This window comes from Nitrososphaera sp. AFS (genome assembly GCF_009898475.1).
Lineage (GTDB): Archaea > Thermoproteota > Nitrososphaeria > Nitrososphaerales > Nitrososphaeraceae > Nitrosopolaris.
Genome location: NZ_QURE01000010.1, coordinates 1 through 24,600, shown reverse-complemented (window position 1 = coordinate 24,600; position 24,600 = coordinate 1). Strand labels below are relative to the sequence as shown.

Genomic DNA, 24,600 nt, shown 5'->3' with positions numbered 1-24,600 from the left:
TCCCGGTGTTGATCACTTCTCGATAATGTATTCGTCAACTTCTGTTCCAAAATGGCGCCCACCTTTGAGGCTAACATAACCAAGTAATTCATCATCAACCCTCACCTCGGTTACAGGTATCAACTTGGATTCAGTAGTCATGAATGCTATCGTTTCAGCATTTTGCAATATGACTGTACCGATTTCCCCATTCATTACTCCCTTGATCATCTTCAAAGGTCGAGTTTCTATCTTTGCTCTTCCGACGATAGCACGCCTAGGCAATCCCTGCTGGTTTAATATAAGAATCTCCATTCCGGATTCAATTTCCGATAAATATTTGGTCTTACCGCCCGGAATCAAAGTATAACAATAAACTGCACCAGCATTTATTCTAAATGGTCTAGGAGATGTGAATGCAGAGCCCTCTGATTCATTGTGGACAAAAAACATAAAATTTGATTTGCTACCCACCAGCATTCCTTCTCCCTTACTTAGCATAGATGCAGTATCCACACATACCCGTTCTCCGCTGCCAAGCTCTTTAACTTCCAAAACCTTGATGGGTTTGAGATCCAGAGTCCCGGTATTATGTAGTTGGCTTTGCGACGCCTCTACTACGCTTGGATCGTCTGTTGAAAGAATAACACCATCGACCCCTAATTCCAAAATCTCAAACATAGTTCTAACTTCAGCTTGACCTTTAGCCATCGTGTAAACAACTGTGCCGGATTTATGCAGCCTAGAAATTATATTTTCTAATGGGATAATTTTCCAATTTTCCGAATCAACGATAACGAAATCTGCACCTGATTCTGAAGCTAAAATAACTTCCTCAAGGTCTTCGTTGCTTAAGACTTTTTTAAAAAAACCTGCGATCTTGTTAATTGCCTTTAAACTTGTCATCTCATCGACTGATTTGCAAATGGTCATATCTGCTTCTCTTGATTCAAATATCGTCTGGAATCCACTACCAGAAACTAATTTCGGATCCATGTTGAGAATTTTAATATTCTTTAGCTTCGACAGGAAAGTCGACAGGTTTGATTTATCGACCGTCGGGTTAACTATTATTTCTTTATTTTTTGTAACTATCAAGATGGATTGTGGCCTCCTGAACGTTTTTGCCTTTTAGAATAATTTCGCTCAGAGCACGAATAATTGCTGGTGGATTTACATGCTGAAATATGTTTCTGCCGAAAGTGACACCGATAGCTCCCGCCTTCATTGCTCCAGCACACATTTCGATTAAATCCTGATCAGTTTTTGATTTAGGTCCGCCCGCTATTACTACTGGGACTGGGCAACTTTTTACGACCGGTTTGAACGAATCAATATCCCCTGTGTAAACAGCTTTGATCAAATCTGCTCCTGCCTCAGCACCAATTCTTACTGCATGAGCTACGATTTGTGGATCATATGGGTGTTTGATATTTTCACCCCTTGGATACATCATAGCTATGAGAGGCATGCCCCACTCATCACACTTGTCAGAGATAGAACCTAAATCATGTAACATTTCTGATTCTTCTTTTGCGCCAATGTTAATGTGAACAGATACGCCATCTGCACCGAGTCTCACTGCCTCTTCAACGCTTCCTATCAAAACTTTTTTGTTTGGATTAGGACTCAAAGTTGTGCTACCTGACAAGTGAGCTATCAAGCCAATACTTATGGGGGCAGGCATCGTTTTGATAATACCTTTGTTGACGAGAATGCATGTAAGTCCAGCTTTCTCGCATTGGTAAATCATACCATGAATATTTTCCAGCCCGCTAATGGGGCCACTGCTGATTCCATGGTCCATCGGAACACAAAGCATCTTACCGCCCTTCAAGAGCCTCGCAGTTCGGAGCTCCTTGCCGCAAACCATATATGCTAAAGCCATTTCCTAACCTACTTAAAAGTGATTGTCTCAGTGGCACTGCTGACCCCAAATAGCGTAACGCTGATAAGATTAAATAATTTGGAAGTAGATCAGTATCTAGTTGCAGACAGCTCTACGTATGGTGGGCCCCTACATAATTCGCCGGTGCGAGACGGCAGACCTTCCCACAGTAATGGACATCAACATGCTCACCCTTCCAGAACATTATTCAGACTACTTTTTTGAATCAATCCTGAGCGAATTGCCTGAATCGTTCATAGTTGCTGAACTTTATAGCAAAGTAGTAGGATACATAATGTGCAAGATTGAGTTTGGCTTCTCTAACTTTCGCAAGCTAGGTTTCGTAAAAAAGGGACATGTAGTATCAGTTGCGGTACTAAATGAACACAGGAACCAGGGATTGGGGAATGCCTTAATGATTGAGGGAATTAACGGCGTTATTGCGAGAAACACTGATGAGATTTATTTAGAAGTCAGGATCAGTAACACAGCGGCCGTTAGAATGTACGAAAGGCTAGGATTTCAAATAAAATCAAGACTTAGAACTTATTATCGAGATGGGGAAGATGCCTATCTTATGGCTTTGGAATTTGCATGATGCAGTCTACAACAGAGCAATCTGAACACCTTCATTTACCAAAGATATGTAAATAAGATAGTAAAAGCGTCCAAAGAGGGATGAACGGCAGAAGATTACGCGGAAGGTTCCTTGGGACATTGCTTCTTGCTGCATCGATTATAGCTTTCATCATATATTCATACATAATCTTCGCCACCTCATACAGCTTGATTGTCTTGAAGGCAACAATAGTGGTTGCAGTAGGGGCGCTACTGGCAGTCATGGCATGGATAGGTTACACAATGACAACTGCTCCAGGCCAAGGAAATAACGAGGATCATGGATAGCCGTTAAAGCTGTACGTCGGAGACAGTTTGATACAGCCTTGGACCTACTTCTCTTACTACCTTCGTTTGAAGTAAAGTATGCTCATAATTCTTGAATGCATTTTTTGCAGATAAAGCACCTTCAGAGGAACCAAGTTTCTTATTCCTCGCAGTAACATGAGCAAAAAAAAAATGAATTATCCCTTTGTGGTCAGTTAGTGCCTCTACCGCAGAGGAAACAAATTCGCTGGCACGCTCCGGTAGAGGCATTAGGACTCTGTGAGAGCTCCCAGATAGCTCGGTCTCTACAACGTGCGCCGCATCGCCCAAGATCGAAATAACTCTGTCTTGAACTTTGTTGAGTTTTGCATTAAATTTGCACAGATTAGCTGCGTGGACATTCGAATCAATGTTGTAAACTGTACATGTTTTATTCATTTTTGCAATCAAAATGGAAAACGTTCCTATACCTCCAAACATATTTGTTATTACTTCATTATTTCGAACCAATTGTGCTACTCTCAACCGTTCAGATGACAATCTGGGAGAGAAATAGACATTGGCAATATCTACTTTGAATCGACAGCCATGTTCTTTGTATTCTGTCTCGGTTTTATATTCTCCTGCAAGATATTCGAGATTGCGCAATCTAAAATCCCCTTTGACCGCGGAGGTCTGAAGGAAGACAGATTTTGCTGTTTTAACTTTCGTAAGGATAGTATCACCAATGATATTTTTTTTTTTCAGTAGGCAATCTGGAATCTTTAAAATGACGATGTCCCCAATCATATCGAACGCCGAGAAAATCATATCTAATTCTGATGGGACCAGGTGACTGGCTAATGCATCTTTCAGCATATGCGGCATGGAATCAGGAAGTTTATTTGGTGTAATAATAATTTCCGGACATTTTTTGCGACCGGTCTAACCTGCTACCTTCCTTATTAATTCTTGGCCTTCCAGTATTCTCATCTCTCCTATATGTGATAGAAAGTCCTCTTAGAAACATATTCATACCTTGTTCCTTCTGAAACGGTTGACTTGCTAAGCTTTCAATACCTGGTCTACCGTCAAATATAACTAAAGAATCTGAAATGAGATCAATTAACTGCATATCATGATCAATTACAATAGCAGATTTGCCATATGCCCTTACAAAGCGTTGTAAAAATTTTGCGAGCGCAATTCTATCTTCCACATCCAAAAAGGCTGAGGGCTCATCTAATGCATATATATTAGCTGAGCGCGCTAAAGTTACAGCTATCGCCACCTTTTGTAGTTCTCCTCCACTTAAACTTTTGACGTTTTTTTCATAGAGTTTCTTAACTCCAATAGGAAATAGTATCTGCTCCTCCTTGGAAGACAAGTCAGCGACACCATCGCATGCTGTACAAAGTAAATCATATACTGTGCCATCATAATCTTGGGAGAGATATTGAGGTTTGAATGATATTCTGGCATGCAGCTCTATCTTACCTGAGTCTCGTTTGATTAAACCTGCAAGCATTCGCATGAAAGTAGTTTTACCAAGTGAATTAGCTCCTACCACCCCAACTATCTCTCCTTGACGTATCCTACCAGCCGATACCTTCAAACGAAATGATGGAAACGTTTTAGATAGATCCGTGTAATTCGCTACTGAAGCATCAGCAATTACATCCTCAGTTGAGCTTGTAGTACCAAAATTAAAGGCCTTCTCACGGAAGCGGGTATTCTCACTGGGTATGAATCCCTCTAGAAAATTGTTTATACCCAATTTTGTGGCTTGCAATCCCGAGACAATGCCATAAGCACCTGGTTCGCCATATACTATATGTATAAAGTCTGAAAGATAATCCAACAAAGTTAGATCATGTTCAACAACCATTACGCTCTTACCCATCTCCGCGAGTCCCCGAATCACTTTTGCAACTACAAGTCTCTGATGGACATCGTTATAAGATGAAGGTTCATCGAAAAAGTAATAATCAGAGTCTTTGGCTGAGGCGATAGCTACTGCAAGTCTTTGTAGCTCCCCACCACTTAATTCCCCTACGCGGCGGTCAAGCAATCCATGTAGACCGAGGTCGTTTACTAAAAGATCAGCCACATTCCGCTCATCGTACTTTTTGATCAACTCCTTCACGGTTCCCTTGAAAGCATCCTGGATGAGATATACCAACTGAGGCTTGATTGACACACGCATTTGGCCAGCTGCTATTTTTTCAAAGTGGGATTGCAACTCTGTGCCTTGAAAAGTCTTTATAATTTGATCCCATTCTATTTTTGACTCATAGTTCCCTAAATTGGGCCTAATCGATCCCGCAAGGATATTAACAATTGTTGATTTGCCCATGCCATTCCTTCCCAATAGTCCTACTACGTGTCCCCTCTTGAGAGTTGGCAATTTGTAGAGTCTAAACGAGTTGATACCGTACTGATGTATCTTCTCTGACCCAAGTTCCTTGGCCAAATTAACGATAACAATCGCGTCAAAAGGACACTTCTTGATACATATTCCGCAACCCGTACAAAGCTCCTCAGAGATTACTGCCTTTTTGCGGTCATCAGAAAGTACTATACATTCGCCACCTGTTTTATTTACAGGGCAATATACAATGCATTCAAGTCCACATTTTTTGGGTTGACATAGCTCTTCATCCAAGACAGCGACCCTATGCGTAGGGTGTGCAGCATCTCTCATGGCAGGGGTTTACATCAAGCCATTATATAGCTTCGTGATTGATAAGCTAGCCAGATTTTATTTATATCCAATATGCTTAAGGGAAGGCAGCGGCTTTGTAATCATTCAGATATTAGCCTCACGGTACGAAAACCTCCTTTCACTTTGGGATAAGAGTCTATAATTCTGAGAGAATTTAATTATAAAGGTATAGTATCGATTTATTGCACTTTGAAATTTAAATCTAATTACCAAACGAGAAAAGAAAAAAATGAAGGGTTAAGCCACGATAACTTTTCCCATCATCGCTGGATGTAGTTGGCAGAAATATGGAAACGTTCCTGCTGCGGCAAATTTGTGAGAGAATGTTTTTCCGGTAGCAGTCAGGGCCGTTGGACCAGCCAGTCCAGAATCAAATTCTTTTCCTTTATTTGTGTCACTTGCGCCGGTGCCCGATGTGACTGTATGTTCCACAGTATCTTTATTTGTCCAAGTAACGGTGTCGCCTACTTTCACATTAATTGGATTTGGAGAAAAGGCTTTGGTCCCAGGAGTTATCGTAGATGCATTAGGCACTATAGTAACGCTGTCGCCAGCTGCTTGCTGAGCTAAAACCGAGGCGTACTGAAATGTGCCCAATAAGAAGACAGTCGCCGCGATTATTGCTAAGATTACAGTCTTTTGTGAAGACATGCGGTTCATAACTTCTGCCTACATTATAAGTGATTCATAGCATTATATTTATAGATCTCCAGATTAATAATACAAATTTTGGAATTTGAACAATAGTATATGAATATATTATATGTTAATAAGCGTAAAATTCAGATTCTGAAAAGAATCTAACTAATTGCAAAAGGTCATGAGAATTGAACGATTTCCTTACCACGGTTCTGTCTTTTATCAAACTAACCAAGATAATGTATACGCTGATGTACTATACGCTGTATTTCGCTTTCGAATGAAACGCCACAATGTGTGCAAAGGTAAATCCCAAGTTGTTCTATATCTCCCTTCTTTAAAATGGCTATTTCATTTTCTTTTTCCGTATTCTCTGCCACGACGAAATCCCATATATCATTTTCATCTAGCAACTTCTCTAAGTTAGCTTTAACCCACTTCAAGTTCGGTTCATCTTGCAATACTATCGTATACCCGTTTTGGTCTATGGGGCTATTCTGGCGAATTGACTTTTGTATAAGATTTCTCAATCTGTCGGTAGTGAAAGTAAGATCGATAGTGACCACCATTTTTACGAAAGCAACCAACGTCAAAATTATCTCTAATGTATAATAAGGTTTTAAGCCTAGATGTAAGTTTGTTTTAAATATTATATAATTATTAGGCCCATATGTATCTCATACATCGACACCATTGGTCATTAATCTTAGAAATGTTAAAAAATATCTTATAACGGAGTTGAAGCTTTCCGACGAAGAGTCAGAATCTTTTCTTTTCATCATTAAGAACGGTAAGTCGAATTTGGAAAAAATTGCAGAATCATCAAAATGTTCAAAAAATAAAGTACTTGATACATTGGAATCATTAGTTGAGAAGGGAATGATCATTAACGTCTCTGCTGAGTACGAATCACTACATCCAAAATTTGCCATTGTAAACCGCTACAGAAGACTTTGCCAAAATGACAACTTACCGTTCAAGAAGAACCTACTAATTGACAGCTTAGGAACAGTATTGCAGCGACCATTCGAAGATGCAAGAACTAAATAGGAATGATTGTAATTTGAACGGTTGATGTCTATAGAGCCTCCTAACGAAGACAAGGCGGTTTACTTTGGCGTTATAAACATAAATGAGGGTCAAAAAACTATTGGCGCCGTCGATATTTGGCGGAGTGTGATTACAAAGGAATTATTTTGTGAAGAAAAAAGGTTAGGGATCCTCGAAATTGCTGATAATATTGGGATGCCAAAGATCGAGAAAGACAGAAAATGGGCCGTTGCAATAAACAGAGATCGAAAAGGTCAGGATAGATGGAGATTGATAAAGTTGATCAACGGAGGAATTTTTACGTTTAGAGATTCAAATGATTCGGAGATTCTGGTAGATGTAGCTGAACACAAAATAAAAGATAATCAATGGTGGAGTTTTCTGGTTGAAAAAAATGTGAATCGCAATATCGACATAACAAGCGAGAAAGATGCAAAATGATGGGACATAGGTGGTCAGAAAACAATGAAAAATTAACAGTTTTTGTTCATAGCACCACAGGAGGCGAAATTGCAAGCAAATTGAATGGTCATTTTCTGATAGGTGATCAAGAGTTCAGATTTAGAGCTATAGCATTTGGAAGAATAGGGGGTCACAATATAAGTTTAGATCTATCAAAGAAAACGATACAACGAATTCGAAAATTAGGTTTAGATCCAGATGAAATACATCTAAGTGTACAAAGAAAGATAATTGAGGGCGACGTGGTTCTTCCTAAGGCTCTCAAACTCCAAGAATAGATTTTATAGCAATGATCCCTCCAAAGCATGTCCACAGCTGCAGTTAAGTCGCTCATCAGGTACAAGTGGTATAATTTGCTTGATCAAACGCCTTGTCTTATCAACATTTTTTTTCAATACCTCCAAGATGTCGGAGGAAGATACTTGTGACTCTGTCCACACGTCATAATCAGTTATTGTAGAGATCGAAACATAGCATATTTGTGCTTCTCGCGCTAGAATACATTCTGGAACTACTGTCATACCAATTACATCAGCCCCCATATTTCTGAACAGATGTGACTCAGCCCTAGTAGAAAATCGCGGGCCTTCAATACATAGATAGGTTACCTCTGGATGAGCAACGTAGTTTAATCGTATGCTACAATCCTTCACTAAACTGCTTAGATCACTACAAAATGGATCTGCCGTAGAAATGTGGCATATTTCTCCGCCGTCATAAAAAGTGTATCTTCTACTCTTTGTGAAGTCGATGAATTGATGTGGAATAGCTATATCTCCCGGTTTGAATTCTCTTTTCAAGCTTCCTACGGCAGACGGTGCAATTATTCTGGTGACTCCAAGGTCTCTTAGGGCCCAAATGTTTGCGCGGTTATTAATGCGATGAGGGGGGATTGTATGATTTCTCCCATGACGTGGGATGAACGCAATTTTTCGTCCTGCATATTCACCGATATTAATGAGATCAGATGGCTCGCCAAACGGAGTATAGATCTTCACGAGTTTGTCGGCACCAAACAGATCTGCGCTATAGACTCCCGTACCTCCAATGATTCCGATTTCAGCTTTGTTACTTGCATCCATCTATTATTGATACACCACCAGAGAGTGAACTGTATATCCAATATCCCTAAGCTTCGAAGCTCCAAGAAGGTTAGCCAGTTCCACTAATATTGCAAGCGCTGCGATTTTACCCCCTGCCTCAATTACTAGTTCCACTGCAGCCCGAGCCGTGCCACCAGTAGCTATCAAGTCATCTACTACTAGTACTGTTTGGCCTTCAGATAAGGCATCACGCTGTATCTCCATGATAGCTGAGCCATATTCGATATCATATGCCCTTTTAATTGTGTCTCGAGGCAGCTTCCCGGCTTTGCGAACCATGGTCAAACCCTTTTTAAATCTCAATGCCAAGAGTGTGGCAACAACGAATCCTCTTGACTCTATACCTACTACTGTATCGAAAGTATTATCCCTCAAGATATTTTCAAACTGATCTGCAACATAGTTCAAAGCTTTATAGCTGCTATACACTGGACTAACGTCTCTGAACATGATGCCAGGTTTTGGGAAATTTGGACAGTCTCTTATCAGGCTAAGCAAATTGATGTTTTCTGGTTCCATAGAACCTACCTACATACTGCCCTAAAAAAAATTACTCCTAACATCCAGGTTAGTGTGTAATTAGGCTATCTTCAGTCCATAATTCGAGGAATGAACAATGATAGGCAAAAGATTACGACGGATAGTGGGATTTTTGCAGGCGGGCAAACATAAAACTTTGAAGAGCTGAATTAAGAATAGTCTCTTTTTTTGCTTGGAGAAGCGATAGATAAAGGGGAAGTTCAAAAATATCCATATAAAATTATCAACATACAAGGGTTTTAAACAAAAAACTTCCAACAAGATATAAATAATAATAAGAACATGTTAATATGATCGGTATGCCTATCCGAAATGGGGCAGAATATATTCAAAGTCTCAGGGGCAGAAGTTTAAGGGTTTTCCTCTTTGGTGAGCTAGTGGAAGAGCCTGTTGACCATCCCATGATTAGACCATCTATTAATGCAGTTGCAGAAACCTATGATATAGCGGAAAGAGATTTTGAAATTGCATCCGCGCAATCTTCGATTAGTGGAATAAGAGTGAATAGATTTTTACATATCACTGAAAATACCATGGATTTGGTAAACCAAAACAGAATGCAGAGAAAGTTGGGCCAGCTAACCGCAACGTGTTTTCAACGATGCGTAGGAATGGACGCTCTAAATTCATTGTATTCTACTACGTTCGAAATAGATGCCAAATACAAAACTAATTATCATAAACGTCTGATTGAATTCATTAAGATGGTCCAAGAGGAGAATTTGATGATAGGAGGTGCGATGACTGATGTGAAAGGAGACAGAAGTCTATCACCTTCACAGCAAGAAGATCCTGATATGTTTGTACATGTTGTGAAAAGGGATTCAAATGGAATCTACGTTAGCGGGGCCAAGGCACATCAAACAGGATGCATAAATTCACATTGGATCATAGTGATGCCTACCATGAGGCTTAGACAGGAGGATAAAGAATATGCGATTGTAGGCGCAATCCCGACCAACGCGAACGGTATCACTTACATATACGGAAGACAGTCTTGTGACACAAGAAGTATGGAAGGAGATCTGGATGCAGGAAACGCAAAGTTCTCTGGTCAGGAAGCAATGATTATTCTAGACAATGTTTTTATCCCTAATGAATTAATCTTTATGCAAGGCGAAGTAGAATTTGCTTCCATGCTCGTGGAACGATTCACGTGTTATCATAGGAGGAGCTATGTATGCAAAACTGGTCTTGGCGATGTTCTAATTGGTGCTTCAGCTGCTATTGCCGATTACAATGGGGTAGCGAATGCTTCTCACATTAAGGACAAACTAGTCGAAATGACTCACCTTAACGAGACAATTTTTTCGGCAGGAATAGCTTCTTCTTATCAGGCACACAAAACTGCTTCTGGTAATTATCAAAATGATGACATGTTGGCAAATGTTTGCAAACACAATGTCACACGTTTTCCCTATGAAATAGCAAGACTTGCGCAGGATATTGCAGGCGGTTTGATGGTCACCATGCCATCTGAAAAGGATTTCAGGAGTCCCGAAACAGGTCCAATATTGGAAAAATACCTCAAGGGTAAGAAAGGAATCTCGACTGAAAATAGGGTGAGGATATTGAGACTAATCGAAAATATGACACTTGGGAGAAACGCTGTAGGATATTTGACGGAATCTATGCACGGAGCGGGATCGCCACAAGCTCAGCGAATTCAAATTGCCCGCCAGATGCAGCTTGAGTACAAAAAGAAATTAGCCAAAGATATAGCCAATGTAGTTGAAGGCGAATCGAATGAGTTGACCCAAGAACAATCAGAATATTTCAATAGGATTTTCTCAGCTGAATAGAGGGAAATTTGGTTTGCCATCATAGGGTTTTGGCAGCCACACAACAAGTGTGTATCAATTCCTTTCACTAAATAAGCAGATCAAGTGGGTTAGCCTCATCAGTTTAAATTGCCTACGCATATACCTCAGTTTCGATGGGTTCTAATGGAACCGAGGAATTCGTACACCACTCATACACCTCTAAACCGACCTATGCAGAGATAATGGTGGGAGTTCCTGAAGAATATCGGCAAATCAGAACTTTACGAGACCTGTTGGAGGTTAATTACAAGCATCTGTCTGTCGACCGGCAATTACGCGGCAATCTGATGACAAAATTAAAGAAGAATGAATTCCCTTATCGGGGACTTATAGGTTACAGCGATGAAGTCATCCCAGCTGTTAACAGAGCAATTTTGGCCGGACATGACATTCTCCTTGTTGGACAAATTGGACAAGCAAAGACCAAGATAGTAGAATCAATCGCACAGACATTGTTATCGCATATACCGGTTATCGAAGGTAGTACTACTAATGACATTCCCACCTCAATTCCCGAAGAACAGCTAATCAGTCTCCTCAATGACGTCGAAGTTATTCGGACTACACCGGAATTTATAGTCTCCAAGGAATCCGAAGAATCGATCAGAAATAATAAACTGGATACAAAAATCAAGTGGTTAGAGGGCTTCCATAGATATAGGTACGTTTTGGCTACTCCAGACATTTCTGTAAAGGATTTGGTCGGACAGATTGATGCGATGAAGCTTGCCAAGAAAGGCGTGGAATTGTATGACATCCAGTCATATACATCTGGCCAGTTATTACAAGCAAGACATGGAATACTATGTATCGATGAGCTTCCCGTCTTAGATCCTCGTAAACAGGTTGCCTTATTAAGTGTCTTGCAAGAAGGAAAATTTACTACTGGGTCATATCCTGTAGTTTTCAAGCCCGATGTAAAGGTAATGGCTACTGCAAATCCAATCGATTATACACATTCCGGAAAAATAATCGAGCCACTATTCGATAGATTGCGTAGTCACATCAGCACACATTATCCTAAAAGTAAGCTTGATGAGATGCTCATTATCCTACAGGAGGCAAAAATTGCAGATAGCGCGAACGTGTTTATTCCTGTATTTATATTGAAAACAATAGCAAAAATTGCAGAATTAGCAAGGACTCATCGCGACATTAATCAGGAAAAAGGGGTCAGCGTGCGAGTAGGAATTCATTCCATGGAGTTACTTATAAGCGAAACTGAACGAACCAGGTCAATATTCCATTTGATAACCGGCGTGCCAAGGTTTTGTGATATTCATAGTATTCACCAATCAGTTAAGTTTGAGCTAACTGAGATTGAGGACAATCGCGACAATCGGATGAATGTCCTCAAGTCAATAATAAATGATGCAATAAAGGAAGTCTCGTTTCAATATATCGAAAAGCTAACTAATGAACAGCTATCAGCGCTCAGAAATGAGTTCAGCAATGGAAAGACATTCACTGTATCCCAAACTACGCCCAGTTACAGCGAACACAATTCTGCGGATTACCAATCACAGCTGGAAACATTTCCCGATTTGAAAAAAGTCGTATCTAATATGTCATTGTGCATTGGAAAAGAACAAAAAGAATTTGCCGAAATTGCTCATAGGCTCGGCATAAAAAATGACATAGTACTGATGAGGAACAGTGCAGAGGCAGAATTTGCCGCAGCTATCATAGAGGTCGCCTTAGAGGGCCTCAGGTGGGTCGATCCCCCAATTTTAACAAGGACACAAAATGGCTATGGAGTGACGTGATGACACTTAGTTATGCTAAAGATGCTAATGAATACGTATATTTCTCCGCTACTGTTGACGACAAGGAGACTCAACAGAAACAAAGCGAAATAACAAATGAATTTTTAGACAAAACGCTGAGGCTAATAGGGAGAGAAGCGTTAAAGGAAAAAACTCCATCTATCGAAGATCTTAAGCGATCCCTACAAGGTTTAGTGGCTAGCCAGGCTCATCATGAACAAGATATGCAGAACATGAGCCATAATCAGCAGACCACTGGGGAAAATACTCTATCAGGTGCGTCTATAGTTGCACAGCTAATTCAAAAAGGCTATCTAAAGGAGTCAGACAGGTGGCTCACTGATAAAGCCTTTATGAACATAGGCAGGAACATCTTGAAGGACATTACTAAAGCCCTGCAAGCAGGAGACTTAGGAACGCATGAAACGAAGAATTTAGGTAGAGGAGGGGTAGTTCTAGATTCGACCAGGAGCTATGAGCGCGGTGATGACATAAGACTCGTAAATGTGCCCAAATCGCTGTTAAATACTGTTCGTAGACTAAAGAGCAATGCTTCAGTAGAGATTCCATTAGAAGTAGAGGAGATAGATCTAGAAGAACACGAAACGCTAGACGACGTCAGAGTATCGGTAGTGTATTGTATAGATCTGAGCTCAACGATGCGGTATTCATCTATGTTCGGCGATATGAGCCGTATCGAAACAGCGAAGAGAGCATTATGGGGGCTTTATTTGGTGAATCAAAAATATTATCCTTCAGATTCCATTTTCATAGTAGGTTTTGGAGCGCTAGCTTTCAAGGTTAGACCCAGGGATATACCATATTTAAAGACTTTTGAACCTGGGTCCGATTTCTTACATTACACGAACTATCAATCTGCTTTAAGATTGGCAAGTAAGATACTTCACAAAGATGGTGCCGAAAATAAGCGAATAGTGTTAATAACAGATGGACATCCCAGCGCATGTTTTGTAGACGACAGTATCGAAAAAGACAGAATTCTTGCCCAAAGGCCATACTCTCATTTTTATTTACCTGACAAAGATAAGCTTAATTCCAATTTCGATTATGGGAATGGCCAAATAGTCTATTTATGCTATCGATACAAACAAGTTGACCAATATATAGGCGAGAAGACAATTTCCGAAGCAAAAAAATGTCGCAGGAATCAAGTCCAAATCGACACAGTTATGATTAGTGAGGAAGATTCATTATTAGGATATATAAACGACTTTGAAAGAGGAGTCAAAGGCAGGTCTTACTATATTAATCCTGCAACACTCGATAGAGTACTTCTGACCGACTACCTTAGCAACAAGAAAACTGTTTTGAGTTCTAGATGTTAATTTGAAGATTCTGACATGAGTATTGCTTTTTAAGCAAAGAGGTTATCAAAATGGTGATGGAGAGGAACATGATGGAGATAGATTATCTGGATTGGAATAATGCCCTTGAAGTTCTAACCAAAGCATACCAAGCCAGCCTTTTTGCATTAATTATTGGACCAAAGGGAACCGGTAAAACAACCCTCGTAAGGAAGTTTGCCACAGGGCTAAATAAGGAACTGTACTCTGTAAATTTCAGTCTGCGAACCAGAGAATCCCACCTAGTTGGATCTAAGACCCTGGAAGAAGGACAAGTTGGCTTTGTGGAAGGAATATTAGTCAAATCCATGCGAAACGGAGGGTTACTGTACCTAGATGAATTAAATGCTGCAGAACCAGATGTATTGTTACGTTTAGATGAAGCTTTAGATGATAGGAGGCAAATCATCTTAAAGGAGGCTGAAGGGCAGATTATTAAGGCTAATCATGAGTGGTCGGTAATCGCAACAATTAATCCGCTATCCCACGTGGGAACCAAAGAACTTCCTCCTCAACTCCTAAGTAGATTTCCAATTAGGTTACGTTTAGAATACCCTCCTGAAGAGATTGAGCTTGAAATTGTGAGGCGCCACACGTCCGTAGATTCATCCAAGATTACAGATATACGTCATGCCATCAAGCTAGCAAAGATTTTACGGGAAGCTGCCGCCATCGAGGAGTTGTACTATAGCCCGAGTTTAAGGGAATCGATAGCCTTCGCAAAGCTTCTTAACACTGGGAGTAATGCAAAACAGGCTGCTGAGATAGTTTATGCCAATGCATACGATCAGTGGGGAGAAGTTGAATATCAAAAGGTTATGGATATGATAACATCTATCTTCGTTGAATAGGTAGAGTAAACCCACGCTATGATAATGTCTGAGATAGATTTCACGCATTTGCGTAACGACGTTTTAATTGACCTCGCTACATTTCTAACTCGGCGCTGGTCTGGCAACGATAATGCAATCATAATACTAAGCAAGGACAAGATGCCGTTCACAAAAATCGACAAGAATCAAATCTTCCTACCCCTCCTTACTTACTATCTGGGGAGTGGTTTCCAACAATACAGACAGTGGCGGGTCGGTCTATGGCATGAATCTATGAGAATGCACTTTTCATCCAAAACATTGAGCAATGAACATGCATTTGGATTTCTGCTCAATACATTGGAGATCAAACGAGTTGAAATCCTCGGACTACAAAATTGGGAAGGGATGATTAAAGAACTCATTTTTAATGAAGGGATGTCCTGGCTTTCGCGTCCTTTGCTCAATTCGATTTACGGAAAATCAAAAATTCTTGAGGCCTTTTCTCAGTATTTCCTTACAGGCTACCTCAAAGGTGAATTGTACGGGAATGACTTGGAGAAAGTAAAAAGGGCATCTATATTTGCTAATGAGACAGTAGACGATGCGATCAAGAATCGCCACAGCACAGACTGGATTGAGAAACATATACCCCGATTGATTAAAATGCTTGAGTTGGATGCCCTCACTTCGGTAGCTATACTGACTCCTAGAACAAGACTAATAGGATTAGGTATGAACCAGAGTGACCTTGTAAAGCAAATTGAAAAAATCGTAAAAAGAACTAGCAAGATGGCTGATATCGAGAAGAGTTCAAGCGAAATTATTGAAGGAAATGAAGTACTCAGAGAGTACGAATCATTACTAAAGGAAAGCAAACGGACTGAAAACAAAGGCTACGAAAGCTTGGAAAACTTAGGACTAAGCGTCCCTGAGACGATGAATATAGATCCGTCGCCTATCTATGATACAGATTTAATCAGGAAAGTGAAGGCTAAATTCAGAGATTGGAAAACAGGGTGGCTAGAAAGACACGAAGAGTCAGGGGAGGAATTTGATCCTGAGAGCTACGTTGAAATGCTCTCTCATAATTTTCTGACCGATTTTAAACTCACGCTCAAAACAAAAGTTGCAATTCTGCTAGACCATTCTAGTAGCATAGAACAGGTGGAGATAGAGTACAAGCGGGCGACAGTTGCCCTGTGCGAGGCTTTGCATTATCTAGGAATTAGATTTGCAGTTTACGCTTTCAGTACAGAATCAACACAGTTGAGATGTTGGATAATAAAGCCGCAAAATGTAAAGTGGTCGGCAACTGGAGCTCGTAGACTCGCCCAGATACGTGCAAGTGGAGGGACTCCGCTCGCAGAAATGTATGGTTTGTTACATCCTATAGTAAAATCATTCAAGCCAGATATCATGGTGACCCTAACTGACGGGGAGCCTTCGGATTTTGATGCCGTCCGTGAGATGGTTCTATCATACAGGAAATTGGGAATACACATGGTCGCGCTGGGGTTAGGTAGGAATTTGAACGACGCTATTAGCATAGGTTCAAATTTGAAGTACTTAACCTATGAAAAGAGCCTTGCGGTCAGTAGATTGGAGGACATACCTAATAGAGTGATACATTTGCTGCGAGATTAGTTAGATTTCAACGTTCGGGGTTTCTTTCTTCAGCTGCTCCCAGTCTTTAAGAAATGAAGCGAGGCCGTTGTCTGTTAGGGGATGAAATATTAGCTTAGCCAAGATTTCAGGTGGTAAAGTAACTACGTCGGCTCCAATTCTTCCTGACTCTATCACATGAAGTGGATGTCTTACACTAGCAACTAGAACTTTTGTTCCAAACTCATAGTTCCGAAAGATTTGAACAATTTGCCTAATAACTTCTAGCCCATCCTGACCAATGTCATCCAACCTACCAATAAATGGGCTAACGTATGATGCTCCAGCTTTTGCGGCTAGCAACGCCTGGTTAGCGGAAAAAACAAGTGTTACATTGGTTGGGATGCCCTCATGCGTGAGCTGTCTAACAGCCTTAAGCCCATCTGGTATCATCGGAATTTTGACGATGACATTTTGACCGTACTTCCTCAGACGATGGGCTTGTTCCACCATTTCCTCGGTTTGTGTTGCAGTCACCTCCAAGCTCACAGGACCCTTAACAATGCTAACAATTTCTCGCATTAACATAGCCGGATTGTCTCTTTCTCGTGACAGTAAGGTAGGGTTGGTCGTGATACCATCGATTATCCCCATATCGTTATATTTTTTAATGAATAATAGATTGGCAGAATCCAGGAAAATCTTCATTTCTTACTCCTTTTCCTACATTCGATAACTGCATGCGCGATATCTTTAGTAGCCAACCCATATTTTTCTAATAAAGCATCGATTTCTCCGTCCCTCGCCGATTCTCCAAAAGTATCTCGCACCCCAACTCTTTTAATTGGGATTGGACAAGATTCCGATGATGACTCTGCAACTGCCGAGCCTAGTCCTCCAATCAAATTGTGTTCCTCTACCGTTATGATTGTCCCTGTGTCCTTCGCACATTTAGCTACCAAATGAGCGTCTAGAGGTTTAATTGAAAACATATCAACCACTCTGCAAGACAGGCCATAATTAGCTTTCAAATATTTGGCAGCATTTAAAGCTCTTGACACCATTAAGCCACAAGCAATAATCGTCGCATCGGAACCTTCTAGCAAGATATTTCCTGAACCTACTCTGAAAACAGCATTGTCATCGTACAACACTTCACTGGCAGGCCTTGCAAGTCTGACATAAAATGGTCCTTTAATCATAGAAATCGACCGGATCAAATAACGTGCAGCCACCGCATCGGCAGGAACAATTATTTGGATGTTAGGTATAGCTCTCAAAGTCGAGAAATCCTCCAGTTGCTGATGAGATGCACCGTCTGGTCCAACAGTTAGACCAGCATGTGAAACCACGAGTTTCACGTTAAGGTTGGGATAGCAAATAGCATTGCGTATTTGATCGAGACATCGCCCTGGCAGAAAGGCGGCGTATGTACTCGCAAATGCAATTTTACCAGCAATCGCAAGTCCAGCAGCAATTGAAACAAGGTTTGCCTCAGCTATACCCACGTTAAAGAGCCTGTCTGGAAAATGGTCTCCAAATTTCTTGATCTTGAGTGAATCTGTCGTGTCTCCTCCTACACAAACTATATTTTGGTTCTCAGCCCCCAATTCTACAAGGGCATCTCCGTAAGCACCTCTCATATCAGATTTCTTTTGTTCATTACTTAAGAGCATGCAATTCCTCCTCTATGCCTAGCTCATTTGCTAGTGGAATCAATATATGTTTACGTGTCTTCAACCAATCATTCCTTATACCTATCGCGTTTGCTTCATCCAATAGCTTTCTTTCAAGCGCTACATTTACCTTGTGTCTTAACTGGATAATTGCACCGTGAATGTCGCCGCTTCCATAAACAGCATTTCCAGCCACAAATATCCTGCCGCCAGCCTCGTACACTTTTTGTACTATGGTAGCATCAATCCCGCCATCAGCCTCAATATAACCCCGGAATCCGTGCTTGCGGACCTTTTGATTAATGTCGTGGATTTTTAATAATATTCCAGGAATAAACTTCTGGCCTGCGAACCCTGGATTCACCGACATTATCAAAATCACATCGAGATTATGCAGATGGGAATAGAGCCAAGATGGAATATCTGTAGATGGGTTGAGAGCAATTCCTGGGCTGATTCCGTTTGAAAGCAATTTGTCGATAATTTGTAAAAATTGACTTTCATTACACATTTCTGCATGAACAGTAATCACATCACACCTGGCATCAACATAATCTTGGATGTGATCTAGTGGATTTTCGATCATCAGGTGGGCATCAAATGGTAGTGTGGTAATACGTCTTAGCTGCTTAATTGTATCAGAAAAGAAAGTAGTATTAGGTACGAACTTACCATCCATTATATCGAGATGGATGATGTCAGCACCTCCTCGTTCTGCATTTTTAATCTTCTCTTCATAATTCTCTTGTCGGCCCGCTATAATCGAAGGCGCAATAAAACATTCACTCCTCAACTCTTCTAGCAATATTGGAGTATGTTCTCTTGGGGGCGCTTTACCGTGCCACTGAGGATTATTTGTCATGTGCTTGACTCCGTTCCCCTTAATGGTATTTGCTATAATTATGGTAGGCCTATCTTTCATTTCATTAGCCTTGTTCAAAGCGTCGGTTATCTGTTCTACGTTGTGACCACAGATTTCAATTACGTTCCAATTAAAGGCTGACCATTTATCGCGAGTAGGATCGAGTGGCATGACATCTTCTGTGAAACCATCTTGTTGGATGCGGTTACGATCTAGCAGGACGACTAGCCTATGCAATTTGAATTTGGCGGCTGCCATAGCTGCCTCCCAGATCTGGCCTTCGTTGGACTCACCGTCGCCAATTAAGGTAAAGACGCGATTCTTTCTTCCGTCTAACCTATTTGCTAGAGCTATGCCTATCGAGACAGAAAGACCGATCCCTTCAGACCCTCCCGAAAATTCGATGCCAGGCACACTTTGAACCTCGTTAGGAGTGTATCTTACTGGATGACCTTGTAGCCGGCTCCCTAGCTTGCGTAGAGTTTCCATTTCTTCTGGCGGAAAATACCCAGCAGTTGCCAATGTTGCGAAGAATCCAGGAGCAGAGTGTCCCTTTGAGTTGATAAAATAATCTCTGTCCTCCCAATCTGGTTTGTCAGGTAAATGACGCATCTTTCGAAGATAGAGAACACCCATAATCTCAGCGGCAGAAAATGAAGCACCTGGATGGCCTGAGCCAGCTTCTGCAATACCGCTGATTGCCAACATACGTATATCACATATCTTCCTCTTAAGATCAAGATAGCGCATCCTAAAACCCATATTTATCACGACCTCTTGTCATCTCATTTCGTCTCTAATCAGATCATAAGAAGAGCTGGGCAAGGAAAATAAAAAGATATACTTACAGACTTAAAGCAATGAAAACGTAGGATCAACTTTAGCCAAATTACCGGCCAGATAATTTAAAATAATTAAAGAGTTACGCTAAACCATGATCAGGATTGAGGTAAGAGAATCTCTTTCGGATAAAATACAAACCGCGGAGTTAGTTATAGGTGTATTTCTGATATTTTAGAATCAAAGTTTATTGACGAAACAGTTAAAGCTGCAATAATCGACGTAATCGAAAATAATGAATTCAAAGGGAATTTTGGTTCACGTATGATGTTCAGGCTAATGGGAAATGGTACAATCAGAAAAATTATGCTAATTGGTCTAGGAGAGAGGGAGAAATTTACAGACGAAAAAGCTAGACTTATTGCAGGCAAAGCAGTTCTGGATGCAAGGGAGTCAAACGTTGAAGAGTTAGCTGTATTACCTTTTAGTACAGTTGATGACTCGCTAATAGAAGCTATTGTTGAAGGTATGCATCTCTCCTTATACTCCTTCCAAAGGTATAAAACAAATCGTACGTCCTCAAACTTTGGACCTGTGCTGGCCACTATTTTGGTCGAATCAGACTCTGAGAGATTCCAAATGATTGCGGACAAGACCCATTTAACTTCCGAGGCAGTCAACTCTACTCGGGACATGTGTAACCTCCCGCCCAATGAATGTCCTCCTGCACAAATTGCCAAACTTGCCTTAGCTCTAGAGGAGTTCGGAATTAAAGTGACGATATTGGAACGATATGAGATGGAGTCGATAGGATTGAATGGAATAGTGTCCGTAGGCAAAGGAAGCAATAACCCACCCAAATTGATAGTTCTAAAACACAGCGGTGGTTCAAACAGCCAAAAACCATATCTTTTGGTTGGTAAGGCAGTTACCTTCGACACGGGCGGAATTTCTTTGAAACCCGGCGATAAAATGGATGAGATGAAATATGACAAGTGTGGCGGTTGTGCAGTGCTAGGTATACTCAAAGCAGTTGCATTATTAGGTCTCAAGTTAAATGTAATAGGTATCATTCCTTCTGTCGAAAATATGCCTTCCAGTAGCTCGTATAAACCGGGAGAGATCATAACCATGTATAACGGCAAAACCGTGGAGGTGCTGAACACCGACGCTGAAGGAAGAATCATCCTTGCAGATGCGATCGCATATGGTATTTCAAAGTATCAACCTAAAGCAATCATAGATCTAGCAACTCTGACAGGGGCAGCTATTATTGCCCTCGGTGCCAACGTTGCTGCGCTCGTTGGATCGGACGAACAGCTTATAGCAAAGTTAATTCAGATATCTAAAAAAACCGGAGAAAAAATTTGGGAATTGCCATTGTTTGAAGAACATCATGAACAGATAAAAAGTAGTATAGCGGACATTAAAAATATTGGGGGCAGACCTGGAGGGGCTATCACAGCGGCGGCATTTCTTTCCAATTTCACAAGTGAAGTTCCGTGGATACACTTAGATATTGCAGGAACAGCTTGGACTCAAGACGGAACATATGAAAAGAGCTACAATCCCAAAGGAGCAACAGGATTCGGAGTTCGTACCTTGATAAAATTTCTCATTGACCGATCGAACGGACAAGTCTAATATCCAAATATGTCTGCATTACTCACTCTGTTATGGGAGTAATTCAGATATTCAAGTCCTTTTTAAGTGAGATGGCCTCCCATCTATCTTCTAGATAGAATACCAAATTAAGTGCCAGCACTGCTGCTTCCCAACCGCTCACGCAGGTAAGTAATACAGCAGCGACGACAGGTTTGACTTCCGGGTTCGGAATGGGACCGGGTCGCGCCCTGCCCCTATGGCCGGCTAATTCAACTTATCGTACAAGGGTCAAATTAACCTTGCTATCAGTATGATGACCACGAGTTATTCAGCACCTATCAATCCTAACAGGTCGAACCCTTCGGCCGACTTGGTTTCGAGTTGAACAACTGAAATTAAATGCTCATCAGGGTCTTGAAATATAGTGTGTTTGCCAAATGGCTCTTGTCTTGGTTCTTTAAAGAATTTCACTCCCTTCTCTTTCAGTCGCTTAACTGTATTGTCTAGGTCATTGACCATAAAACCAACTAATATTGTAGGAGAGGCATTTATCTTGTCCTTCCTCTTTGCTGGGTGTAATGCCAAAGTAGTGCCACCATCGAAAAATTCAGTCCATTCGGAGGATTGTTGCCTCAACGGAAGCCCAATCAGGTCTTTGTAAAACTCTATTGATCTTTTCATATCTGCCACCAAAAGAATTATTGTTCCCAATCTGGTGAGCACCATTATTTCACCCCGTATGGGTCTTAATTTAGCCGCATTAAGAATCTATCGATAAGGGTGATAAACCAATTAAAGGGAGATGCAGTCTACCAATTAAGTAGTTGTTTATTATAATATATATCTCAAGAAGGGTATCACCATCATGTATCCTTCAAAACTGTTCTTCATCTACGTTGCAAGGAACGATGAATGGGTGTCAAGACAGAAGGATGATTGGGACTATGTTACGTCGATGACGAGGTTTTATAGATGGTGGATAAAACGCAATTTTGATCTGGATTTTAACGTTGAGGCTGATATCTTGCCAGTCGTTCCTGGAAGAATATTCGATAGAATGTCCATCAGCTATCTAGCTAGGGATCACATTGAGCGTGGCAAGTCGGTCTACCATTTCTATCTAGCAAACTTTAAACCATTTTGGACAGATTGCCGGACAGAAGGGTACTCCTCGGATAATTTCGGAATGATCTACTGGAAAAGACTGGAATCAGAAAGTTCAGAATCTAAGCGCGTAAGATTTTATGCCGATATAAACTGCGCGAAGCTTTCCCATGTCTTATGCCACGAGATACTTCGCATGAGGGGTAAAAAAAGAAAGGAGTACTTTGATTCAATCCATGAGCTTTGGGATCATCACATTAACAAGGAACTACCATATATTTACTATAATGAGCAATTTAGAAAAGTCTCAAAGGACAACACTTATCGATTTGTTACTATCGATGTAAATCAAATCCGTTGACATCATTACCAACAATTAATTGTATAACTCATTGATTAGTCTCCATTGGACGTAAAGGTTTTCATAAAGTCAGGTGCAATCCTATCTTCCATAGGAGCGATAATGCTAGTGATTATTTCCGTTGTCCTATTAGCATATCCTATTATAAATGACTGTCATGATCACAATTGTACCTTGGCTTCGTCAGCGCCAAATCCATTGAATACATTGGTTAAACCAAATCTGCTGGCAATTTCAATAGGGGTAATCGCGGTAGGAGTAGCAATAATTCGATTCGGCACATGGTATGAATTTAGATCCAGACAAAATGTTAAGGGGAATTGATTTTGTATAAAGCGAATCGGCCAAACCAATCACCACTAGCGCATAGCTATGGTGGAATGTTAAAAAGGTAGTTATAGCCTATTTATTGGGTCAGGTGAAGTCTGAGTGACTGAATATGATAGTAGCGCATACTCTGTGCATTTTGCCCACTGCGCAGGTAAATTAGAAGCTCATCTTCTCAAGTTTGGTGTTACGTGTGCAGATGCAGATTCAATCATTGAAGAAAGTTCTGTCATCTATTTTGGAAAGTTAGGTTCTACAGCAAAGAAGATCTTAAAGTTTGTGAGAAAAGAGGATCCTACTAGAGTCTTTGTGGATTCCGCATACAAAGCAATCGAAAAGCATATTCCTGAAGCAAAAAATACTTTCGGGTCATATTCGGAACTGACAAAGTGTATTCAACAGACTCGATAAATACTACTCATCAAATGCCCAGTTAAAGTGGGGTCGAAGGGATTTGTCCTGACTGAGTGCTGACTATAGTCAATTGAACCCTTGACCCACGGGTCTCTTCAACTAGCCCTGATCTTAGATCTGGAGCCCGTTGCGATGCCTGGCTTCGCTACGACCCCACTTTGACATCCTCTATGGTAACATAAGTTATGTGTATAAGTCTTGCGAGTACGTAAGGTAGTATAACTAGAGTTAAAAAGGATTGCACATAGCTTCTGGCTCACTGAGAAAGAGATAAATAATTTTGGAGTCTATAATCGACATTGACTGGAGAGACTCAACTTCGCGCTAGACGCACTAGAATCAAAATCTTGCGGGCGATAGCAGACAAGAACGGATCAGCGTGCTTTACGGAGATCAGAGACGCGACTGGCCTATCAACTGGATCAATTTACTACCATCTAGAAAGGATGGGTACTTACATCAATAAGAATTCAAAACATTATACCATAACCGAAGGAGGCTTGCAAATACTCCGTGAACATGACGGCAGATCTTCAGAACCTGCAAAGTATAGGAATGAAGAGGCCTCCTTTGATACAAGTGAAAATGAAGGTGAAGGCGAAAGTGAGATTAGAGGAAAAGTTAACCAAGAAGGAAGGGTTGTATCTTTCATCGGCGAGAATTCATCTTTATTCCTTGTCGGAATGGTCGTTATCTTATTACCTGTGGGTCTGTTTGAGAATTTTCGTATGATTTTCCCAACGTTAGCAACTGCAGCTAACATGATACAAAATGCAACCATAATATCTTCGCTATCAATCGCTGTACTTCTCTCTATTTCTTTTGTAGTTATGCTAAAGAGACAAATTCTT

Annotated in this window: 27 protein-coding genes, 1 tRNA gene and 1 rRNA gene; 15 read left to right on the top strand and 14 right to left on the bottom strand. The window is 40.8% G+C overall.

Going from position 1 to position 24,600, the window contains the following annotated elements; all coding sequences use genetic code 11:
* Positions 1-12: 12 nt before the first annotated feature.
* Together DYY65_RS02405 and DYY65_RS02400 are read right to left on the bottom strand one after the other, a co-directional pair.
* Positions 13-1,077 (bottom strand): 3-dehydroquinate synthase II, encoded by a 1,065-nt coding sequence (locus DYY65_RS02405; RefSeq protein WP_162476397.1) that lies wholly within the window; start codon positions 1,075-1,077, stop codon positions 13-15.
* Positions 1,058-1,852 carry a 2-amino-3,7-dideoxy-D-threo-hept-6-ulosonate synthase gene (locus tag DYY65_RS02400; RefSeq protein ID WP_162476445.1) on the bottom strand — a complete coding sequence of 265 codons (795 nt, stop codon included), beginning with the start codon at positions 1,850-1,852 and terminating at the stop codon, positions 1,058-1,060. The genes DYY65_RS02405 and DYY65_RS02400 overlap by 20 nt, the downstream gene beginning before the upstream one ends.
* A 115-nt stretch (positions 1,853-1,967) precedes the next feature.
* Between DYY65_RS02400 and rimI the strand changes: the two genes are divergently transcribed.
* Both rimI and DYY65_RS02390 read left to right on the top strand, forming a co-directional pair.
* Positions 1,968-2,465 carry a ribosomal protein S18-alanine N-acetyltransferase gene (gene rimI, locus DYY65_RS02395; protein WP_162476396.1) on the top strand — a complete coding sequence of 166 codons (498 nt, stop codon included), beginning with the start codon at positions 1,968-1,970 and terminating at the stop codon, positions 2,463-2,465.
* An 80-nt stretch (positions 2,466-2,545) separates the two neighbouring features.
* On the top strand, positions 2,546-2,773 hold the full coding sequence (locus DYY65_RS02390) for a hypothetical protein (protein WP_162476395.1): 228 nt from the start codon (positions 2,546-2,548) through the stop codon (positions 2,771-2,773).
* Positions 2,774-2,776: 3 nt separating this feature from the next.
* Here DYY65_RS02390 and DYY65_RS02385 read toward each other — a convergent pair whose 3' ends face one another.
* The 4 genes from DYY65_RS02385 to DYY65_RS02370 all read right to left on the bottom strand — a co-directional run bounded on the left by DYY65_RS02385 (position 2,777) and on the right by DYY65_RS02370 (position 6,682).
* On the bottom strand, positions 2,777-3,610 hold the full coding sequence (locus DYY65_RS02385; protein WP_162476444.1) for a class I SAM-dependent methyltransferase: 834 nt from the start codon (positions 3,608-3,610) through the stop codon (positions 2,777-2,779).
* A 22-nt stretch (positions 3,611-3,632) separates the two neighbouring features.
* Positions 3,633-5,435, bottom strand: a complete 1,803-nt coding sequence (locus DYY65_RS02380) for a ribosome biogenesis/translation initiation ATPase RLI (protein ID WP_162476394.1) — start codon at positions 5,433-5,435, stop codon at positions 3,633-3,635.
* A gap of 258 nt (positions 5,436-5,693) precedes the next feature.
* Positions 5,694-6,107, bottom strand: coding sequence for a cupredoxin domain-containing protein (locus DYY65_RS02375; RefSeq protein WP_162476393.1), 414 nt, complete (start codon positions 6,105-6,107; stop codon positions 5,694-5,696).
* Between the two features lie 215 nt (positions 6,108-6,322).
* Positions 6,323-6,682: a hypothetical protein gene (locus DYY65_RS02370; RefSeq protein ID WP_162476392.1), complete on the bottom strand. Its 360-nt coding sequence runs from the start codon at positions 6,680-6,682 to the stop codon at positions 6,323-6,325.
* Positions 6,683-6,788: 106 nt separating this feature from the next.
* Here DYY65_RS02370 and DYY65_RS02365 point away from each other — a divergent pair, with 106 nt between their 5' ends.
* From DYY65_RS02365 to DYY65_RS02355, 3 genes are read left to right on the top strand one after another with little or no spacing between them, the layout of a single operon-like run.
* Entirely contained in the window at positions 6,789-7,145 is a 357-nt protein-coding gene (locus tag DYY65_RS02365; RefSeq protein WP_162476391.1) for a helix-turn-helix domain-containing protein, read from the top strand.
* 24 nt (positions 7,146-7,169) lie between these two features.
* Entirely contained in the window at positions 7,170-7,586 is a 417-nt protein-coding gene (locus tag DYY65_RS02360; protein ID WP_162476390.1) for a hypothetical protein, read from the top strand.
* Positions 7,583-7,885, top strand: coding sequence for a hypothetical protein (locus DYY65_RS02355; protein WP_162476389.1), 303 nt, complete (start codon positions 7,583-7,585; stop codon positions 7,883-7,885). The genes DYY65_RS02360 and DYY65_RS02355 overlap by 4 nt, the downstream gene beginning before the upstream one ends.
* 3 nt (positions 7,886-7,888) lie before the next feature.
* On the opposite strand, the gene mtnP is transcribed toward DYY65_RS02355, so the two are convergent.
* Together mtnP and DYY65_RS02345 are read right to left on the bottom strand one after the other, a co-directional pair.
* A complete protein-coding gene (gene mtnP, locus DYY65_RS02350; protein WP_162476388.1) occupies positions 7,889-8,689 on the bottom strand; it encodes an S-methyl-5'-thioadenosine phosphorylase in 801 nt (266 codons plus the stop codon).
* Between the two features lie 3 nt (positions 8,690-8,692).
* On the bottom strand, positions 8,693-9,229 hold the full coding sequence (locus tag DYY65_RS02345) for an adenine phosphoribosyltransferase (RefSeq protein ID WP_162476387.1): 537 nt from the start codon (positions 9,227-9,229) through the stop codon (positions 8,693-8,695).
* Positions 9,230-9,549: 320 nt separating this feature from the next.
* On the opposite strand from DYY65_RS02345, the gene DYY65_RS02340 reads away from it, so the two are divergent.
* From DYY65_RS02340 to DYY65_RS02320, 5 genes are all read left to right on the top strand, one after another.
* Positions 9,550-11,052 carry a 4-hydroxyphenylacetate 3-hydroxylase family protein gene (locus tag DYY65_RS02340; protein ID WP_162476386.1) on the top strand — a complete coding sequence of 501 codons (1,503 nt, stop codon included), beginning with the start codon at positions 9,550-9,552 and terminating at the stop codon, positions 11,050-11,052.
* A 134-nt stretch (positions 11,053-11,186) separates the two neighbouring features.
* Positions 11,187-12,839: an AAA family ATPase gene (locus tag DYY65_RS02335; protein WP_162476385.1), complete on the top strand. Its 1,653-nt coding sequence runs from the start codon at positions 11,187-11,189 to the stop codon at positions 12,837-12,839.
* The gene (locus DYY65_RS02330) at positions 12,839-14,185 is read left to right on the top strand and encodes a hypothetical protein (protein WP_162476384.1); all 1,347 of its coding nucleotides are present in this window, start codon (positions 12,839-12,841) and stop codon (positions 14,183-14,185) included. Before DYY65_RS02335 ends, DYY65_RS02330 begins: the two co-directional genes overlap by 1 nt.
* A 68-nt stretch (positions 14,186-14,253) precedes the next feature.
* Positions 14,254-15,054, top strand: coding sequence for an AAA family ATPase (locus DYY65_RS02325; RefSeq protein ID WP_162476383.1), 801 nt, complete (start codon positions 14,254-14,256; stop codon positions 15,052-15,054).
* A 24-nt stretch (positions 15,055-15,078) separates the two neighbouring features.
* The gene (locus DYY65_RS02320; protein ID WP_162476382.1) at positions 15,079-16,662 is read left to right on the top strand and encodes a VWA domain-containing protein; all 1,584 of its coding nucleotides are present in this window, start codon (positions 15,079-15,081) and stop codon (positions 16,660-16,662) included.
* Here DYY65_RS02320 and fsa read toward each other — a convergent pair whose 3' ends face one another.
* Genes fsa through DYY65_RS02305 form a run of 3 tightly spaced genes read right to left on the bottom strand, consistent with a single transcriptional unit; the run spans position 16,663 to position 19,920 of the window.
* The gene (gene fsa, locus DYY65_RS02315; protein WP_162476381.1) at positions 16,663-17,328 is read right to left on the bottom strand and encodes a fructose-6-phosphate aldolase; all 666 of its coding nucleotides are present in this window, start codon (positions 17,326-17,328) and stop codon (positions 16,663-16,665) included.
* Entirely contained in the window at positions 17,325-18,296 is a 972-nt protein-coding gene (locus tag DYY65_RS02310; RefSeq protein WP_162476380.1) for a transketolase family protein, read from the bottom strand. Before DYY65_RS02310 ends, fsa begins: the two co-directional genes overlap by 4 nt.
* Positions 18,283-19,920, bottom strand: coding sequence for a ribulose-phosphate 3-epimerase (locus DYY65_RS02305; protein WP_162476379.1), 1,638 nt, complete (start codon positions 19,918-19,920; stop codon positions 18,283-18,285). Before DYY65_RS02305 ends, DYY65_RS02310 begins: the two co-directional genes overlap by 14 nt.
* Before the next feature lie 240 nt (positions 19,921-20,160).
* On the opposite strand from DYY65_RS02305, the gene DYY65_RS02300 reads away from it, so the two are divergent.
* Positions 20,161-21,582 carry a leucyl aminopeptidase gene (locus DYY65_RS02300; protein WP_370519278.1) on the top strand — a complete coding sequence of 474 codons (1,422 nt, stop codon included), beginning with the start codon at positions 20,161-20,163 and terminating at the stop codon, positions 21,580-21,582.
* 109 nt (positions 21,583-21,691) lie between these two features.
* Here the strand turns inward: DYY65_RS02300 and rrf are convergent.
* Positions 21,692-21,811, bottom strand: a 5S ribosomal RNA gene (rrf, locus tag DYY65_RS02295).
* A gap of 56 nt (positions 21,812-21,867) precedes the next feature.
* A complete protein-coding gene (locus tag DYY65_RS02290) occupies positions 21,868-22,269 on the bottom strand; it encodes a VOC family protein (protein ID WP_162476378.1) in 402 nt (133 codons plus the stop codon).
* Between the two features lie 139 nt (positions 22,270-22,408).
* Between DYY65_RS02290 and DYY65_RS02285 the strand changes: the two genes are divergently transcribed.
* The 3 genes from DYY65_RS02285 to DYY65_RS02275 all read left to right on the top strand — a co-directional run bounded on the left by DYY65_RS02285 (position 22,409) and on the right by DYY65_RS02275 (position 23,746).
* Entirely contained in the window at positions 22,409-23,008 is a 600-nt protein-coding gene (locus tag DYY65_RS02285; RefSeq protein ID WP_162476377.1) for a hypothetical protein, read from the top strand.
* Between the two features lie 45 nt (positions 23,009-23,053).
* The gene (locus DYY65_RS02280; RefSeq protein ID WP_162476376.1) at positions 23,054-23,332 is read left to right on the top strand and encodes a hypothetical protein; all 279 of its coding nucleotides are present in this window, start codon (positions 23,054-23,056) and stop codon (positions 23,330-23,332) included.
* A 105-nt stretch (positions 23,333-23,437) separates the two neighbouring features.
* Positions 23,438-23,746 carry a hypothetical protein gene (locus DYY65_RS02275; RefSeq protein WP_162476375.1) on the top strand — a complete coding sequence of 103 codons (309 nt, stop codon included), beginning with the start codon at positions 23,438-23,440 and terminating at the stop codon, positions 23,744-23,746.
* Positions 23,747-23,774: 28 nt separating this feature from the next.
* Here the strand turns inward: DYY65_RS02275 and DYY65_RS02270 are convergent.
* Positions 23,775-23,904, bottom strand: a tRNA-Trp gene (locus DYY65_RS02270).
* A 144-nt stretch (positions 23,905-24,048) separates the two neighbouring features.
* Between DYY65_RS02270 and DYY65_RS02265 the strand changes: the two genes are divergently transcribed.
* The coding region (locus DYY65_RS02265; protein WP_162476374.1) for a winged helix-turn-helix domain-containing protein at positions 24,049-24,600 on the top strand (552 nt) is incomplete at its 3' end.

Excerpts from the sequence above, each read along its gene's own strand:
- DYY65_RS02400 (WP_162476445.1), bottom strand. The coding sequence starts at position 1,852 with ATGGTTTGCGGCAAGGAGCTCCGAACTGCGAGGCTCTTGAAGGGCGGT.
- DYY65_RS02390 (WP_162476395.1), top strand. The coding sequence starts at position 2,546 with ATGAACGGCAGAAGATTACGCGGAAGGTTCCTTGGGACATTGCTTCTT.
- DYY65_RS02385 (WP_162476444.1), bottom strand. The coding sequence starts at position 3,610 with ATGCTGAAAGATGCATTAGCCAGTCACCTGGTCCCATCAGAATTAGAT.
- DYY65_RS02380 (WP_162476394.1), bottom strand. The coding sequence starts at position 5,435 with ATGAGAGATGCTGCACACCCTACGCATAGGGTCGCTGTCTTGGATGAA.
- DYY65_RS02375 (WP_162476393.1), bottom strand. The coding sequence starts at position 6,107 with ATGTCTTCACAAAAGACTGTAATCTTAGCAATAATCGCGGCGACTGTC.
- DYY65_RS02360 (WP_162476390.1), top strand. The coding sequence starts at position 7,170 with ATGTCTATAGAGCCTCCTAACGAAGACAAGGCGGTTTACTTTGGCGTT.
- DYY65_RS02355 (WP_162476389.1), top strand. The coding sequence starts at position 7,583 with ATGATGGGACATAGGTGGTCAGAAAACAATGAAAAATTAACAGTTTTT.
- mtnP (WP_162476388.1), bottom strand. The coding sequence starts at position 8,689 with ATGGATGCAAGTAACAAAGCTGAAATCGGAATCATTGGAGGTACGGGA.
- DYY65_RS02345 (WP_162476387.1), bottom strand. The coding sequence starts at position 9,229 with ATGGAACCAGAAAACATCAATTTGCTTAGCCTGATAAGAGACTGTCCA.
- DYY65_RS02340 (WP_162476386.1), top strand. The coding sequence starts at position 9,550 with ATGCCTATCCGAAATGGGGCAGAATATATTCAAAGTCTCAGGGGCAGA.
- DYY65_RS02335 (WP_162476385.1), top strand. The coding sequence starts at position 11,187 with ATGGGTTCTAATGGAACCGAGGAATTCGTACACCACTCATACACCTCT.
- DYY65_RS02330 (WP_162476384.1), top strand. The coding sequence starts at position 12,839 with ATGACACTTAGTTATGCTAAAGATGCTAATGAATACGTATATTTCTCC.
- DYY65_RS02325 (WP_162476383.1), top strand. The coding sequence starts at position 14,254 with ATGATGGAGATAGATTATCTGGATTGGAATAATGCCCTTGAAGTTCTA.
- DYY65_RS02320 (WP_162476382.1), top strand. The coding sequence starts at position 15,079 with ATGTCTGAGATAGATTTCACGCATTTGCGTAACGACGTTTTAATTGAC.
- fsa (WP_162476381.1), bottom strand. The coding sequence starts at position 17,328 with ATGAAGATTTTCCTGGATTCTGCCAATCTATTATTCATTAAAAAATAT.
- DYY65_RS02310 (WP_162476380.1), bottom strand. The coding sequence starts at position 18,296 with ATGCTCTTAAGTAATGAACAAAAGAAATCTGATATGAGAGGTGCTTAC.
- DYY65_RS02305 (WP_162476379.1), bottom strand. The coding sequence starts at position 19,920 with ATGGGTTTTAGGATGCGCTATCTTGATCTTAAGAGGAAGATATGTGAT.
- DYY65_RS02290 (WP_162476378.1), bottom strand. The coding sequence starts at position 22,269 with ATGGTGCTCACCAGATTGGGAACAATAATTCTTTTGGTGGCAGATATG.
- DYY65_RS02285 (WP_162476377.1), top strand. The coding sequence starts at position 22,409 with ATGTATCCTTCAAAACTGTTCTTCATCTACGTTGCAAGGAACGATGAA.